Here is a 14,374-nt window from a genome sequence, read left to right on the forward strand (position 1 = left end):
AGCACGAGCGTCCCACCCTCCGGGGCGCTAATAGCATCACTTTCGATTGGCTCCAGCTTCATTTGCTTAGGCTTTTGACCGGCCCCTAGGCCGCGTGAGCGGTCTTCAAGGTGCTGAGTTGTATTTCGGACTCCGCGAAGGTCCGGGAACATTGTGTCAACTCTGCCGGCTAACTCTTTCAACTCCACGGGGCTGCCAGGCTCAGCCGCCAACACGCGCAGAAATTTGTCAAATCCATCTAACGCATAGATGAATGCCTTTCCCGCAATGAGTTCGGTCTTCGCTTCCAATTCCTGGGGGACGGAACCGTTGCTCCATTTTTCCCTTTTGAACCTTACTTCGGACTCATGAGAGATTCGATCCCAGGAATCGAATGAATCATGCTCCCCGAGTTCGGCTTCTACCGCCCTGCGAATTTCTGAATGTCGATCCGCATCCACCTTCCATTGCTCGCGTGAAAAGGTGGGCGACGCCCGCCTCTGCATAGTTTCGAAGAGATTCAGCGCAGCGTTGGCTTCGTGGAAGTGCGATTGCAGGTGTTGGAGCAGAGCTTCAACCCTCCATGCCCAGTCCTTGTCTTCATAGTCAAGCCACGTGCCTGGGATTGTTACTTCAAATACATACACAGGGCATCCTTTTCAGTTGCGACGTGACGGGGCGAATGTATCCGCCGAGGCGGGTTGACGTCCAAGCACACTGACGTCGTCTAGTGCAGCCATGAGCTCGGGGTAGCTATGCAGCCTCTTGGTGACCTGCGGCGCGCCGTCGAGACCCCGCCGCGCCTGCCCGCTTAACGTGCCGATTTTGTCGAAGGTGCCGCGGTATGCCAAATCCAATTCCGGTGCGGCTTGGTGCTACGGATGGTGTAGCTCCGAAGTGTCGGGTTTTAACGAAAATTGATTGCGGAAGTCGAGCTAGTTTTTGCCTTCCGTATCTGTTCTCACGATCAGCTTCCAACTCACTTCTCCCTGGGCGGCGGTGTGTTGATGCCTGTTCTGGGGGGGGAACTGGTCCGGTTTGTTTGATGTGATTTCTTTTCTGCACCCGAGGCATTTATAGATACCAGATACCGGGACTTCATCGCCTGGTCCATATTCCGTCGTCCAGTGATCTCCAGTGGTTGTCGACTTGATCAAAAAACTCCCATCCTTGTACCAGGCCATGATCATCTCCGATGTAAATTGCTAAGTAGAGCAACTGCTACTTACATCCAACATACATTTGTTTCGATTTCGGGGGAAGTAATTTTTGGCCTACGGTATGGCCTACAAGAACAAGGAGTTGGGTTTTAGGCATAGTCACCTCTTGTTCTTCGGGTCTCTCCGTTTCCGCCAAGATAAAGCCCAAGTGATTCATTCACTTGGGCTTTTTTCTTGTGATGCATCCGTCTTGGCGCCTTGTCTGCCGCGCCCGGCGAATCCGCAAGGCCCACGCTGCGCTCATTCGTCGATGGACGCGCTCCAGCGGCTGCCCCAATCGCCCCCCTTGTTGCTCACCTTGTCGATCTCGCGCCGATCCCGTTTGGTAGGGCGGCCTTCGTGCAGCGTGGCGGCGGGTTCTGGTGCCAGGCGGCGCAACTCCGCAGCCTTTTCGCGGGTGGCGATGCTATCGGGCGTTTCCTGGTACAGCTGTTGGGCGACAGGTGCTGGGCCGCGCGCTCCGCTCAGGCCCATCACCAGCACCGTACGGGCAACCGGCCCCTGGCGCAGCGCGACGGTATCGCCGCAGCGCAGGTCCCGCGCGGGTTTGGCCAGTTGGCCATTGACGGTGACGCGGCCTTTGCCGATTTCTTCGGTGGCCAGGCTGCGGGTTTTGTAAAAGCGCGCGCACCAGAGCCACTTGTCCAGCCGCATTGTCTCCAGGGTGTTCATGCCGGGGATTGTGCCGCGTGTGTGGGGTTGCCCATGTCAGCCGACGGCGCGGCCAGTGGCAGGCGCACCACGGCGTCCAGCCCTGTCAGTCTGCTGCCCACCATGCGGTTGGTTAAGGCGATGCTGCCACCGAGGGCTTGCACGATCTCATGGCAGATCGCCAGGCCCAGGCCGCTGCCCGCGCGCACGTCGCCGGCCGAAAAGGGCTGAAAGAGGCGTGTCGCCAGTTCGTCGTCGATGCCGGGGCCGTGGTCGCTGATGGTCAGCGCCACATGGTGGCTGTCGGTGCGCAGATCCACCGTGAGTTCACTGCCCTGTGGGGCGTGGCGCACGGCGTTGTGCAACAGGTTGCGGCTCAGCTCGCGCAGCATCCACTCATGAGCCTGCACCCGGGCGGGCTCGGTGTGTATGCCGAAATCCAGGTCGCGCTGGGCGATCAGGGGCGAGATTTCTAGCGCCACGGTACGCAGCATTTCGTCCAGCCGTGTGGTTGGTGGGGTGCTTTGCTGGCGCAGTTGCTCCACCTTGGCCAGTGCCAGCATCTGGTTGGCCAGCTGCGTTGCACGGTCCACGGTATCGCTGATTTCATGCAGGGCCTGCTGAGGCTCCACATCGCCCCGCAGCGCGGATTGCACCTGGGTCTTGAGCACTGCCAGCGGCGTGCGCAGTTGGTGCGAGGCATCCCGCACAAAGCGCTTCTGGTGACGCAGCAGGTGCCGCAGCCGCTGCATGACCTCGTTGGTGGCATCGATCAGCGGCTGCAGCTCGCGCGGGGTGGAGGGGGCCGCGATGGGGCTCAGATCGCCCTCCCTGCGCCCTTGCAGCTGTTGGCTCAGCTGCCGCACAGGATGGATGGCCCGCTGCACCACCAGCACCACGGTCAACGCGATCACGGCGACGAGCAGGGCCTGGCGCAGCAGGGTGTTGCGCAGAATCTGCAAGGCCAGGGTTTCGCGCACCTCCAGCGTTTCGGCCACCTGGATCACGGCCATGGTGCGGCCTTCCGAGCTGGCCACGGGCTGCAGCAGCACGGCCACGCGCACATCGCGCTCCCGAAAGCGGTCGTCATAGAAATCCACCAATGCCGCATACGGCGGGCGGGCCGGTATCTGGCCGCGCCATACCGGCAGTTCGGCAAATCCAGAAACCAGGTCGCCTTGCAGGGTGGACACGCGGTAGAACATCTGGCTCTGGTTGTCCGCCTCAAAGGCTTCCAGCGCGGAGTAGGGCACCGTGGCGCGCAACTCTGCCGCTTCGTCGTAGCCCCGCACATCGAGTTGCTCGCTGATGCTTTTGGCCGATGCCAGCAGGGTGCGGTCATAGGCCGTATTGAGCGAGGCCAGTGTCTGCTGGTAGAGGCTGTAGGTGTTGAACCCGATGAACAGCACCACGGGCAGCAGAATGCCCAGCAGCAGGCGCCTGCGCAACGAAGGGTGGCGGCCCGGGTCCGTTGCAGCGCTCATGTGTCGGCCCGCAGCAGGTAGCCCAGCCCGCGCAGGGTCATCAGCGTGAGGCCTGTGCCTGCCAGCTTCTTGCGCAGGCGGTACACCACGACCTCAATGGCCTCGTACTGCACATCCAGCTGGCCGGGGAACACCAGTTCGTACAGCCGCTCCTTCGTTACGGCATGGCCGGGCTGGGCAAGCAGAGCATGCATCAGCGCCAGTTCGCGCGGTGTCAGCTCCATCACTTCGCCATTTAGGTAGAGCGCGCCGCTGTCCTTGTCGTAACGGATGGCGCCGATCTGCACGGTGCTGGGCGCCAGCGGCGCCACGGTGGGATCTGCGCTGCGCCGCACCAGGGCGCGCAGGCGCGCCTCCAGCTCGTCCAGGTCAAAGGGTTTGGGCAGGTAGTCATCGGCACCCGCGTTCAGGCCCATAACGCGGTCGCCCACAGTGCCGCGCGCAGTGAGGATGAGCACGGGGGTGCGCAGCCCGCGCGAGCGCGCCTGCTGCAGCACCTGCAGGCCGTCGAGCCCGGGCAGGGTCAGGTCCAGGATCACCGCGTCGGGCTGCCGTGCGGCCCACTGGCTGAGCGCCGCGCGGCCGTCGCCCACGGCGGTGACTTCCATGCCACGGCGTGTCAGGGCGCGGTGCAGCGTGGCTTGCATGGTGGGGTCGTCTTCAACAAGAAGCAATTGCATGCGCGGCACCATAGCACCGTCTCATCGGGCCGGTCGCATGAGTGTTTTCCCTGAGTTCATGGACAGCCGTTTGACAGGCAGGGCGCGCATCATCGAGCGGTTCGCAAACCTTACAAGGAGACACCATGCGTCGCGATACCTTCCTCAAATCACTGGCTGCCATGGCCGCCGCAGGCGTGTTGCCTGTGTCGGCCCAGAGCGCTCCGGCCCTCAAGATGATGATTCCCGCCAACCCCGGCGGTGGCTGGGATTCCACCGGCCGTGCCCTGGGCAAGGCCATGCAGGATGCGGGCGCAGCGGCGTCGGTGTCCTATGACAACAAGGGTGGCGCCGCCGGTGCGATCGGTCTGGCCCAGTTCGTCAATGCCAGCAAGGGCGATCCCAACGCGATGATGGTGATGGGCGCCGTGATGCTGGGCGGCATCATCACCGGCAAGCCGCCGGTCGGCCTGGACAAGGTCACGCCCCTGGCGCGCCTGACCAGCGAATACAACGTGTTCGTGCTGCCCGCCAACTCGCCTTTCAAGACCATGAAGGATGTGGTGGACCAACTCAAGAAGGACCCCGGCAGCGTGAAGTGGGGCGGTGGTTCGCGCGGCTCTACCGAGCACATTGCGGCAGCCATGATTGCGCGCGAAGTGGGCGTGGACCCCGCCAAGATCAACTACGTGGCGTTCCGTGGGGGTGGTGAGGCCACCGCCGCCATCCTGGGCGGCAACGTCACCGTGGGCGGCAGCGGCTACAGCGAGTTTGCCGAGTACATCTCTGCGGGCAAGATGCGTGCGGTGGGTGTCACCTCGGGCTCGCGCCTTAAGGGCGTGAACGTGGCCACGCTCAAGGAGCAGGGCATCAACGTGGAAATCGGCAACTGGCGTGGCGTGTATGGCGCGCCCGGCATCACGGCCGAGCAGCGCAAGGCACTGATCGACGCCCTGTCCAAGACCTTCAAGCACAAGGCCTGGCAGGATGCCATGGAGAAGAACGGCTGGACCCCTGCATGGATGGCGGGTGACGAGTTTGCCAACTTTGTGGACGCCGAGTTCGCCAGCATGCGCGCCACGATGGCCAAGTCTGGAATGATCTGATCTGAGACAAGCAAGCAGGTCAAGGCGCTGGCTGCGCGCCCCTGACAGGGGTGTGCGGCCATGCCGCCGACCGCTCGGTGCGAAAGAAAAACATGACACAACAACATTCATCGCGCTCCAAGCCTTTGCAGACCCTGATCGGTGCGGGGCTGGTGGTGCTGGCGCTGTGCCTGGCCTGGGGGGCCAGTTCGGTCAGCTCTGAGGCTGGCTATGGCGGTGTAGGCCCCAATTTCTTTCCCTGGGTGGTCAGCATTGCCATCCTGATTTGTGGTGTGCTTTGCGTGGTGCACGCGCTGACAGGCGGGTTTCGCGACCTGGAAGAAGGTTCCGGCGACACGCACGCCCACTGGAAGGGCTTCATCTGGGTGTCGGCCGGGCTGCTGCTCAATGCCTTGCTCATCACCACGCTGGGCTTCATCCTGAGTTGCGCACTGTGCTTTGTGCTGTCGGTGCGGGGCTTCAGGAGTTCGGAAGGCGAGTTGGACCTGCGCCTGCAGGCCTGGATCAAAGACTCCGCCATCGGTGTGGCCGTGTCTGCGCCTGTGTTCTGGATGTTTACGCAATTGCTGGCCATCAACCTGCCCGGCCTGACCAATACGGGGTGGCTGTAAAGCCTGCATGTTATGGATACCTTAAACCTTTTGATGCAGGGTTTTGCGACCGCTGCAACACCCATCAACCTGATGTGGGCCTTTGTGGGCTGCATCATCGGCACCGCTGTGGGCGTGTTGCCCGGCATTGGCCCGGCCGTGGCGGTGGCCATGCTGCTGCCCATCACCGTCAAGGTCGAGGCCACGGCCTCCATGATCTTCTTTGCGGGCATCTACTACGGCGCCATGTACGGTGGCTCCACCACGTCCATTTTGCTCAATACGCCCGGTGAGGCCGGGTCCATGGTCACGGCCATGGAGGGCAACAAGATGGCCAAAAGCGGCCGCGCCGGTGCGGCGCTGGCCACCGCTGCCATTGGCTCGTTTGTGGCGGGCACCATTGCCACCATCCTGGTCACGTTCTTTGCGCCCCTGGTCGCGGAATACGCTGTGCGCCTTGGTCCGCCCGAATACTTCATGCTGATGGTGCTGGCCTTCACCACCGTGAGCGCGGTGCTGGGCAAGAGCACGCTGCGTGGCATGGTCGCGCTGTTCGTTGGCCTGGCCATGGGCCTCATTGGTATCGACCAGCTCACCGGGCAAGCCCGCTACACCGGCGGTGTGCCAGAGCTGATGGACGGCATCGAGGTCGTGCTGATCGCCGTGGGCCTGTTTGCCGTGGGCGAAGCCCTGTACAACGTGATGTACGAAGGCCGCACCGACGAAACGCAGAACCGCCTGACCAGCACGCACATGACCAAGGAGGAGTGGAAGCGCTCCTGGCCTGCGTGGATTCGCGCCACGTTCATCGGTTTTCCGTTTGGCACCGTGCCCGCCGGCGGTAGCGAGATTCCGACCTTCCTGAGCTATGCCGCTGAAAAGAAGCTGAGCAAGAACCCCGAAGAGTTCGGCACCACCGGTGCCATCGAAGGTGTGGCCGGCCCCGAAGCCGCCAACAACGCGGCCATCACAGCCACGCTGATCCCGCTGCTCACGCTGGGCATTCCCACATCGAATACCACGGCCATCCTGCTTGGCGCGTTCCAGAACTACGGCATCCAGCCCGGCCCCCAGTTGTTTGACACCAACGGTGCGCTGGTGTGGGCGCTGATCGCGTCGATGTACATCGGCAACGTGATGCTGCTCATCCTGAACCTGCCTTTGGTGGGCCTGTGGGTCAAGCTGCTGAACATTCCCAAGTCGTACCTGTACGCGGGCATTCTGGTGTTCTCCACGCTCGGTGTGTATGGCATGCGCCAAAGCGCGTTCGACCTGGTGCTGCTGTATGCGATTGGCCTACTGGGCGTGGTGATGCGCCGCTTTGACTTCCCGGCTGCGCCGGTGGTGGTGGGCATGATCCTGGGCCCCTTGGCGGAAGCCCAGATGCGCAATGCCGTGGCCATTGGCGAAGGCAAGTGGAGCATCTTCGTGGAGCGTCCAGGCTCGCTGACCCTGATCGTCATCGTGCTGGCCGTGCTGATCGTGCCGCGCCTGCTGCGGCGCTGGGCGGCGCGCAAGCTGGCATTGGTGCAGACCTGACCGGCGCGCAGCGCGCGCCCTTCACCCAAAAAAAAACCGCGCTGCAATGGCGCGGTTTTTTGTTTCTTGGGGCACCCGTTGGCACGAATGTTTTTTCAGCATCTGCGCAAGCCAGACACCGGGGGCTGGACGCCCCCGGTGCCCTCCCCACCAAGGTGACTTGCGTGCTCACAAGCCGTGGATCGTATCATAAAATGCGAATAGTTCTTATTTGCAAAGGTGGCGCATGCATTCACTTCCGCAGGAGTTTCTGGCACTTTGCCGCCACTTGGGCGATGTGCAAAAGCGCTGCAGTGCCACGGTGGCAGCCCAGGCGGCGCAGATCGAGGCCCTCCAGGCCCAGGTGCTGCGGCTGCGTGCCGAGGTGATCGTGCGGGACACGCGCCTGGCCATGGCGCAGGATGCGCTGGTGCAGTGGAAAGCGGCCCACCCCAGCCTGCCGCGCCGCAAGGCGATGGCCCGCCACATCAGCATGCTGGCCGAGCGCATTGCCAGTCTGTCGCGCGAATGCCTGCGCTGGCGGCTGGCGGCCGAGGCGCCCGCCCAGCCCGTGCAGCCCGAAGGTAGTCTGGGCGTGGCAGGCCATCCTTCTGCGGCCAAGGGCAAAGGCTGCGCCGAGCCCGATGCCGCGCCGGACGGCACCCTGGACGCCAATCTGGCCGCTGCCGACCTGGTGATCTGCCAGACGGGCTGCATCAGCCATGACGAGTACTGGCGCGTGCAGGACCACTGCCGCCGCACGGGCAAGCCCTGCATCCTGGTGGACCAACCCCTGGCCGTGCGCGAGGCCGAGGCGCTGGCCGCCGTTCAGCCCATGGTGGTTCTGCGCATGACGCGCGCGCAGCGCCCGGTGGGCAATGCACAGGCGACCGACGGGTATGTGGTTCTGGATAAAAATAGCCTCTAGCGCTTGATGATATTGTGCTCATAGCTATAAAAATAGTAGCATCTGGATTTGCAGGTAAATGCGCGGCAGCTGCGCGGTGACAGCGGCGTGACTGTTCTTCGGCCCACCCCGCCGCGCTACCATCCGCAGATGCCTTTGCTCACCGATGACGCCCCCGCACTGCCGCTGGATGCCCAGGGCATCCTGGAACTGGCGGCGCGCTCCATGTTTCAGCTGTTTTCCAGCGTCAGCCAGGGCATGTTCCTGGTGGACCGCAGTGGCCGCATCGTGTGGGTGAATGAGGGCTACCAGCGTTTTCTGCCCGACCTTGGGTTCTCTTCGGTGGACCAGTTTGTCGGCCGCACGGTGGAGGAGGTCATCCCCAACACCCAGATGCGCCGCGTGCTGGAGACCGGCCAGCCCGTGCTGATCGACCTGCTCACCAACAAGGCTGGCACCTTCGTGGTCAGCCGCATCCCGCTGCGCGACGATGCGGACCGCGTGATCGGCGCCATCGGCATCGTGCTGTTCGACCACCCCGAGACCACGCTGCAGCCGCTGATCAGCAAGTTTGCCCTGCTGCAGCGCGATCTGGACGATGCACGGCGCGAGTTGGCCAGCCAGCGGCGGCGCAGCCTGACGGTGGCGGGTGACGGCGAGCGGCGGTCCAAATACACCTTTGCCAGCTTCATCGGGTCGAGTCCCGCTGCGGCTGAGGTCAAGCGCCAGGCACGCCGTGCAGCGCAGTCCACCAGCCCGGTGCTGCTGCTGGGCGAGACAGGCACCGGCAAAGAGCTGCTGGCCCACGCCATCCACGCTGCATCCAGCCGTGCAAGCGGCCCGTTTGTCAGCGTCAACATCGCTGCCGTGCCCGACACGCTGCTGGAGGCAGAGTTCTTTGGCGTGGCGCCCGGCGCCTACACCGGCGCGTCGGCCAAGGGGCGCGATGGCAAGTTCAAGCTGGCCGATGGCGGCACGCTGTTCCTCGACGAAATCGGCGATATGCCCCAAAGCCTGCAGGCCAAGCTGCTGCGCGCGCTGCAGGAAGGGGAGATTGAGCCGCTGGGCAGCAACAAGCTCGTGCCCTTCAACGTACGCATCCTGGCCGCCACCTCGCGCGATCTGGCTGGCCTGGTGCGTGAAGGCAAGTTCCGCGAAGACTTGTTTTACCGCCTGCACGTGCTGCCGGTGCGCGTGCCGCCGCTGCGCGCGCGGCGTAGTGATATCCCCGCGCTGGTGGAGGCCCTGGGCGATGACCTGGCGCTGCGCAACGGCACGCCGCCACCTGAGCTGCTGCCCGAAGCCATGGCCCTGCTCGCTGGCCAGCCCTGGCGCGGCAACATCCGCGAGCTGCGCAACGTGCTGGAGCAGGCCGTGATGCGCAGCGAGGGCCAGTCCATCGACGCGGCGCAGCTCGAACGCATCCTGCGCGAAGCGGGCGTGGAGCCCGCCGCGCCGGTGCAGGACACCACCGCCGTGGTGGTCGAGGTCGAGGACGAGTCGCGCTACCTGCGGCCCCTGGCCGAACAGGTGGCCGAGCTGGAGCAGCGGGCCATCCATGCCGCCATGAAGGCCCATGGCGGCAACAAGCTGGCCACGGCGCGGCAGCTCGGTATCTCACGCGCCACGCTCTATGGACGTCTGGAAAACCCTGAATAAATTTCAGGCAATTGTCTGAAATTTAGACATTTATTGTGTATTGAATTCAGGCATCGCCTCCAGTGTGTGAGGAAAAGTTTCTTTGAAATCAAGCACTTGGCTGCTGGCACAGACTGTGCAATAAAGAAGCATCACAACAGGAGACATCGCCATGCACCGTCGCACTCTGGTCGCCCTCGCTTCCGCAGCCGTTACCGCCGCCACACTTTCCGCCCCCGCATTCGCACAGACCGGCGAAATCCGCATTGCCCACGTGTACAGCAAGACCGGCCCTCTGGAGGCCTACGGCAAGCAGACCCAGACTGGCCTGATGATGGGGCTGAACTACGCCACCGGCGGCAGCATGACGGTCAATGGCAAGAAGCTGGTGGTGATCGAGAAAGACGACCAGGGCAAGCCCGACCTGGGCAAGAGCCTGCTGGCCACCGCGTACTCTGACGACAAGGCTGACATCGCCGTCGGCCCCACCGCATCGGGCGTGGCCCTGGCCATGCTGCCGGTGGCCGAGGAATACAAAAAGATCCTGCTGGTCGAGCCCGCCGTGGCCGACTCGATCACCGGCGACAAGTGGAACAAGTACATCTTCCGCACGGGCCGCAACAGCAGCCAGGATGCCATCTCCAACGCCGTGGCGGTGGACAAGGAAGGCGTGACCATTGCCACCCTCGCGCAAGACAACGCGTTTGGCCGCGATGGCGTGAAAGCCTTCAAGGACTCGGTCAAGAAGGCCAAGCTCGCCCATGAGGAATACCTGCCCGCTGCCACCACCGACTTCACCGCCGGTGCCCAGCGCCTGATCGACAAGCTCAAGGACCAGCCCGGCCGCAAGATCATCTGGGTGGTCTGGGCCGGCGCAGGCAACCCCTTCAAGATCGCCGACATGGACTTGAAGCGCTATGGCATCGAGATCTCCACGGGCGGCAACATCCTGCCCGCCATGGCCGCGTACAAGAACTTCCCCGGCATGGAAGGCGCCACGTACTACTACTTCGGCATCCCCAAGAACCCCGTGAACGAAGCCCTGGTGGCTGCGCACTACAAGGAGTTCAAGACTCCGCCAGACTTCTTCACCGCCGGTGGTTTCAGCTCGGCCATGGCGCTGGTCACGGCGCTCAAGGCCACGGGTGGCGACACCAACACCAACAAGCTCATCAAGACCATGGAGGGCATGAGCTTTGACACCCCCAAGGGCAAGATGACTTTCCGCAAGGAAGACCACCAGGCCATGCAGAGCATGTACCACTTCAAGATCAAGGTGGACCCGGCCTTTGCCTGGGGCGTGCCCGAACTGGTGCGCGAGATCAAGCCTGAAGAAATGAACGTGCCGATTCGCAACAAGCGATAGGCCGTCTTTTCGATGCGTTAGCGAGGCCCGACGGGTAGGACAACCATCCTGCTTCGTCGGGGTTCATCCCGCAGGGGCGGCCGCCCCTCTTTTTCCAGTGAATTGATGCATGAACTCCCGGGTTGACACGGGGGCTGGGTCAGACTTTCTCAAAATTATTTGGAGACAAGACAACATGGCTTTCAATTTCATCCGGGCGGCAGCAGCAGGGGCTGCGATTGCACTCTGTGGCGTGGCCAGTGTTCACGCTGCCGTCAACCTCCCCGCCCTCAAGATCGACAAGACGCAGACCACCGTTTCCGGCCTGTCCTCGGGCGGCTTCATGGCCGTGCAGCTGCATGTGGCGTACTCGGCCACGTTTGCCAAAGGCGTGGGGGTGGTGGCGGGCGGCCCGTTCTATTGCGCTGAGGCCTCAGTCGTCAATGCCACGGGGCGCTGCATGGCCAGCCCCACGGGTATTCCCACCAGCACGCTGGTGAACACCACCAACACCTGGGCCGGCCAGGGCGTGATCGACCCCGTGGCCAACCTGCAGAACTCCAAGGTCTACCTGTTCTCGGGCACGCTCGACAGCGTGGTCAAGACGGGGGTGATGGATGCGCTGCGCACCTACTACAACAGCTTCGTGCCAGCGGCCAACGTGGTCTACAAGAAGGACATCGCATCAGAGCACGCGATGGTGACGGACGACTATGGCAACGGCTGCTCCACCAAGGGTACTCCCTACATCAGCGACTGCAACTTCGACCTGGCAAGCGCCATGCTGCAGCACCTGTACGGCACGCTGAACGCACGCAACAACGCCACGCTGCCCAGCGGCAATTTCATTGAGTTCAACCAGAGCGAATTCATCTCCAACCACGGCATGGCCACCACGGGCTGGGCCTATGTGCCCCAGGCCTGCCAGGCGGGTGGCACGGCCACCTGCAAGCTGCATGTGGTGCTGCATGGCTGCAAGCAGAACGTAAACGACGTGCAGCAGCAGTACGTGCGCAACACGGGCTACAACCGCTGGGCCGACAGTAACAACATCGTGATGCTGTACCCGCAGACCAGCCTGGCCGCCACCAACAGCTGCTGGGACTGGTGGGGCTATGACAGCGCCAACTATTCCAAGAAGTCCGGCCCGCAGATGGCTGCCATCAAGGCCATGGTGGACCGCGTGGGAAGCGGCGGAACCACCAACCCGCCGGTGGACCTGCCAGCCCCCACGGGCGTGAGCACCTCGGGCGCCACGGCCAGCAGCATGGCGATTGGCTGGAACGCCGTGAGCGGAGCGGCCAGCTACAACGTGTACCGCAATGGCAACAAGACCAATGCGCTGCCCGTGACTGCCACGAACTTCACCGACACCGGCCTGGCCGCATCCACCACCTACAGCTGGACGGTGCGTGCCGCTGATGGCAACGGCGCCGAGGGCGCCGTGTCCGCCGCTGCATCCGGCACCACGCTGGCCGCATCGGGCGGCGGCACGGGCACCTGCACCACGGCCAGCAACTACGCCCACACCATGGCGGGCCGTGCCTACGTGTATGGCGGCTACACCTTCGCGCTGGGTTCCAACCAGAGCATGGGGCTGTGGAACATCTTTGTGAACAACACGCTGAAACAAACCAGCCCCAACTACTACGTCATCGGAACTTGCCCTTGACGTGAAAAAGGGGGCGGCCGCCCCTTCGACCAACGATGACTACCGTGAAAGTGACCCACCACCCATGAGCACCTTGGCCACCAAGGACTTGACCATCCGCTTTGGCGGCCACGTGGCGGTCAATGCCGTGACCTGCTCTTTCGAGCCCGGCACGCTGACCGCCATCGTGGGCCCCAATGGCGCGGGCAAGACCACGTACTTCAACCTCATCTCGGGGCAACTCAAGGCCACCAGCGGCAGCGTCACGCTGGGCGGGCAGGACCTGACCGGCCAGTCCGTCTCGGCGCGCACGCATGCGGGCCTGGGCCGGGCGTTCCAGCTCACCAACCTGTTCCCCAACCTCAGCGTGCTCGAGAACGTGCGCCTGGCCGTGCAGGCCACGCATGAGGGCAAGCACCGCCGGGGCCTGAACCTGTGGAGCATCTGGAGCGACCACCATGCGCTGACCGAGCGGGCTGAATCCATCCTGCAGACGGTGGCCATGTACGAGCGTCGCGACACGCCCGTGGCCAGCCTGCCGCATGGCGACCAGCGCAAGCTCGAAGTGGCGCTGCTCATGGCGCTGGAGCCGCAGGTCTACATGTTCGACGAACCCACGGCCGGCATGAGCCACGACGAAGCGCCCGTGATCCTGAACCTGATCCGTGATCTGAAGAAGGACAAGACCAAGATCATCCTGCTGGTGGAGCACAAGATGGACGTGGTGCGCGAGCTGGCCGACCGCATCATCGTGCTGACCAACGGCACGCTGGTGGCCGACGGCCCACCGGCCGAGGTGATCGCATCGCCCGTGGTGCAGGAAGCCTACCTCGGTGTAACCAAGGAGGCCGCCGCATGACCACCACCACCAACAACACGGGCAATCTGCTCGAACTCCAGGGCGTGCACACGCACATCGGCGCGTACCACATCCTGCACGGCGTGGATCTGGCCGTGCCCAAGGGCCAGCTCACCATGCTGCTGGGCCGCAACGGCGCGGGCAAGACGACCACGCTGCGCACCATCATGGGCCTGTGGCATGCGTCCAAAGGCTCGGTCCACTTTGCAGGCAAAGACATCACGGCGCTGAACACCCCGCAGATCGCGGGCATGAACATCGCCTACGTGCCCGAGAACATGGGCATCTTCGCCGACCTCACGGTGAAGGAAAACATGCTGCTTGCCGCCCGCAGCGCGCGCAATGCCGCGCAGATGGACGAGGCGCGGCTGCAGTGGATCTTCAAGCTCTTCCCCGCCGTGGAGAAGTTCTGGAACCACCCGGCCGGCAAGCTCAGCGGCGGGCAAAAGCAGATGGTGGCCGTGAGCCGCGCCATCGTCGAGCCGCGCGACCTGCTCATCGTGGATGAGCCCAGCAAAGGCCTGGCGCCCGCCATCATCAACAACATGATCGAGGCGTTCGACCAGCTCAAAAAGAGCGGCGTGACCATCCTGCTGGTCGAGCAGAACATCAACTTTGCCAAGCGGCTCGGCGACACCGTGGCCGTGATGGACAACGGCCAGGTGGTGCATGCAGGCAGCATGGCTGCGCTGGCCGAAGACGAAGCACTGCAGCGCTCGCTGCTGGGGTTGGCACTATGAGTTTTGCACCAGATTTCAAGCCTTTTG

The 14,374-nt window shown here is 63.5% G+C and carries 13 protein-coding genes; 9 read left to right on the top strand and 4 right to left on the bottom strand.

Features of this window, described 5'->3' with window-relative positions:
- From ACSQ22_RS15600 to ACSQ22_RS15615, 4 genes are all read right to left on the bottom strand, one after another.
- The coding region (locus ACSQ22_RS15600; RefSeq protein WP_436130837.1) for a hypothetical protein at nt 1-626 on the bottom strand (626 nt) is incomplete at its 3' end.
- Nucleotides 627-1,439: 813 nt separating this feature from the next.
- Nucleotides 1,440-1,871, bottom strand: coding sequence for an RNA-binding S4 domain-containing protein (locus ACSQ22_RS15605; protein ID WP_055400419.1), 432 nt, complete (start codon nt 1,869-1,871; stop codon nt 1,440-1,442).
- Nucleotides 1,868-3,334 (bottom strand): sensor histidine kinase, encoded by a 1,467-nt coding sequence (locus ACSQ22_RS15610; protein ID WP_436130838.1) that lies wholly within the window; start codon nt 3,332-3,334, stop codon nt 1,868-1,870. Before ACSQ22_RS15610 ends, ACSQ22_RS15605 begins: the two co-directional genes overlap by 4 nt.
- A complete protein-coding gene (locus ACSQ22_RS15615; protein WP_055400466.1) occupies nt 3,331-4,014 on the bottom strand; it encodes a response regulator transcription factor in 684 nt (227 codons plus the stop codon). The genes ACSQ22_RS15610 and ACSQ22_RS15615 overlap by 4 nt, the downstream gene beginning before the upstream one ends.
- 125 nt (nt 4,015-4,139) lie before the next feature.
- Between ACSQ22_RS15615 and ACSQ22_RS15620 the strand changes: the two genes are divergently transcribed.
- From ACSQ22_RS15620 to ACSQ22_RS15660, 9 genes are all read left to right on the top strand, one after another.
- Nucleotides 4,140-5,099, top strand: a complete 960-nt coding sequence (locus ACSQ22_RS15620) for a Bug family tripartite tricarboxylate transporter substrate binding protein (protein ID WP_055400423.1) — start codon at nt 4,140-4,142, stop codon at nt 5,097-5,099.
- Nucleotides 5,100-5,191: 92 nt separating this feature from the next.
- Nucleotides 5,192-5,710 (top strand): tripartite tricarboxylate transporter TctB family protein, encoded by a 519-nt coding sequence (locus ACSQ22_RS15625; RefSeq protein ID WP_055400468.1) that lies wholly within the window; start codon nt 5,192-5,194, stop codon nt 5,708-5,710.
- Between the two features lie 12 nt (nt 5,711-5,722).
- Nucleotides 5,723-7,228 carry a tripartite tricarboxylate transporter permease gene (locus tag ACSQ22_RS15630; protein WP_055400425.1) on the top strand — a complete coding sequence of 502 codons (1,506 nt, stop codon included), beginning with the start codon at nt 5,723-5,725 and terminating at the stop codon, nt 7,226-7,228.
- A gap of 226 nt (nt 7,229-7,454) precedes the next feature.
- Nucleotides 7,455-8,135, top strand: coding sequence for a DUF2325 domain-containing protein (locus tag ACSQ22_RS15635; RefSeq protein ID WP_436130839.1), 681 nt, complete (start codon nt 7,455-7,457; stop codon nt 8,133-8,135).
- 129 nt (nt 8,136-8,264) lie between these two features.
- Entirely contained in the window at nt 8,265-9,773 is a 1,509-nt protein-coding gene (locus tag ACSQ22_RS15640; RefSeq protein ID WP_436130983.1) for a sigma-54 interaction domain-containing protein, read from the top strand.
- Between the two features lie 151 nt (nt 9,774-9,924).
- Nucleotides 9,925-11,118: a substrate-binding domain-containing protein gene (locus ACSQ22_RS15645; protein ID WP_121419552.1), complete on the top strand. Its 1,194-nt coding sequence runs from the start codon at nt 9,925-9,927 to the stop codon at nt 11,116-11,118.
- A gap of 175 nt (nt 11,119-11,293) precedes the next feature.
- The gene (locus ACSQ22_RS15650; protein ID WP_436130840.1) at nt 11,294-12,769 is read left to right on the top strand and encodes an extracellular catalytic domain type 2 short-chain-length polyhydroxyalkanoate depolymerase; all 1,476 of its coding nucleotides are present in this window, start codon (nt 11,294-11,296) and stop codon (nt 12,767-12,769) included.
- Between the two features lie 64 nt (nt 12,770-12,833).
- The gene (locus tag ACSQ22_RS15655; RefSeq protein WP_436130841.1) at nt 12,834-13,607 is read left to right on the top strand and encodes an ABC transporter ATP-binding protein; all 774 of its coding nucleotides are present in this window, start codon (nt 12,834-12,836) and stop codon (nt 13,605-13,607) included.
- The gene (locus tag ACSQ22_RS15660; protein ID WP_055400434.1) at nt 13,604-14,347 is read left to right on the top strand and encodes an ABC transporter ATP-binding protein; all 744 of its coding nucleotides are present in this window, start codon (nt 13,604-13,606) and stop codon (nt 14,345-14,347) included. The genes ACSQ22_RS15655 and ACSQ22_RS15660 overlap by 4 nt, the downstream gene beginning before the upstream one ends.
- Nucleotides 14,348-14,374: the final 27 nt, after the last annotated feature.

The sequence above is a fragment of the Acidovorax sp. LjRoot38 genome, assembly GCF_964252975.1.
Taxonomy (GTDB): domain Bacteria; phylum Pseudomonadota; class Gammaproteobacteria; order Burkholderiales; family Burkholderiaceae_C; genus Acidovorax; species Acidovorax facilis.

Coding starts and splice junctions, on each gene's coding strand:
- ACSQ22_RS15640 (WP_436130983.1), top strand. CDS start 8,265: ATGCCTTTGCTCACCGATGACGCCCCCGCACTGCCGCTGGATGCCCAG.
- ACSQ22_RS15635 (WP_436130839.1), top strand. CDS start 7,455: ATGCATTCACTTCCGCAGGAGTTTCTGGCACTTTGCCGCCACTTGGGC.
- ACSQ22_RS15620 (WP_055400423.1), top strand. CDS start 4,140: ATGCGTCGCGATACCTTCCTCAAATCACTGGCTGCCATGGCCGCCGCA.
- ACSQ22_RS15650 (WP_436130840.1), top strand. CDS start 11,294: ATGGCTTTCAATTTCATCCGGGCGGCAGCAGCAGGGGCTGCGATTGCA.
- ACSQ22_RS15655 (WP_436130841.1), top strand. CDS start 12,834: ATGAGCACCTTGGCCACCAAGGACTTGACCATCCGCTTTGGCGGCCAC.
- ACSQ22_RS15660 (WP_055400434.1), top strand. CDS start 13,604: ATGACCACCACCACCAACAACACGGGCAATCTGCTCGAACTCCAGGGC.
- ACSQ22_RS15615 (WP_055400466.1), bottom strand. CDS start 4,014: ATGCAATTGCTTCTTGTTGAAGACGACCCCACCATGCAAGCCACGCTG.
- ACSQ22_RS15630 (WP_055400425.1), top strand. CDS start 5,723: ATGGATACCTTAAACCTTTTGATGCAGGGTTTTGCGACCGCTGCAACA.
- ACSQ22_RS15610 (WP_436130838.1), bottom strand. CDS start 3,334: ATGAGCGCTGCAACGGACCCGGGCCGCCACCCTTCGTTGCGCAGGCGC.
- ACSQ22_RS15625 (WP_055400468.1), top strand. CDS start 5,192: ATGACACAACAACATTCATCGCGCTCCAAGCCTTTGCAGACCCTGATC.
- ACSQ22_RS15645 (WP_121419552.1), top strand. CDS start 9,925: ATGCACCGTCGCACTCTGGTCGCCCTCGCTTCCGCAGCCGTTACCGCC.
- ACSQ22_RS15605 (WP_055400419.1), bottom strand. CDS start 1,871: ATGAACACCCTGGAGACAATGCGGCTGGACAAGTGGCTCTGGTGCGCG.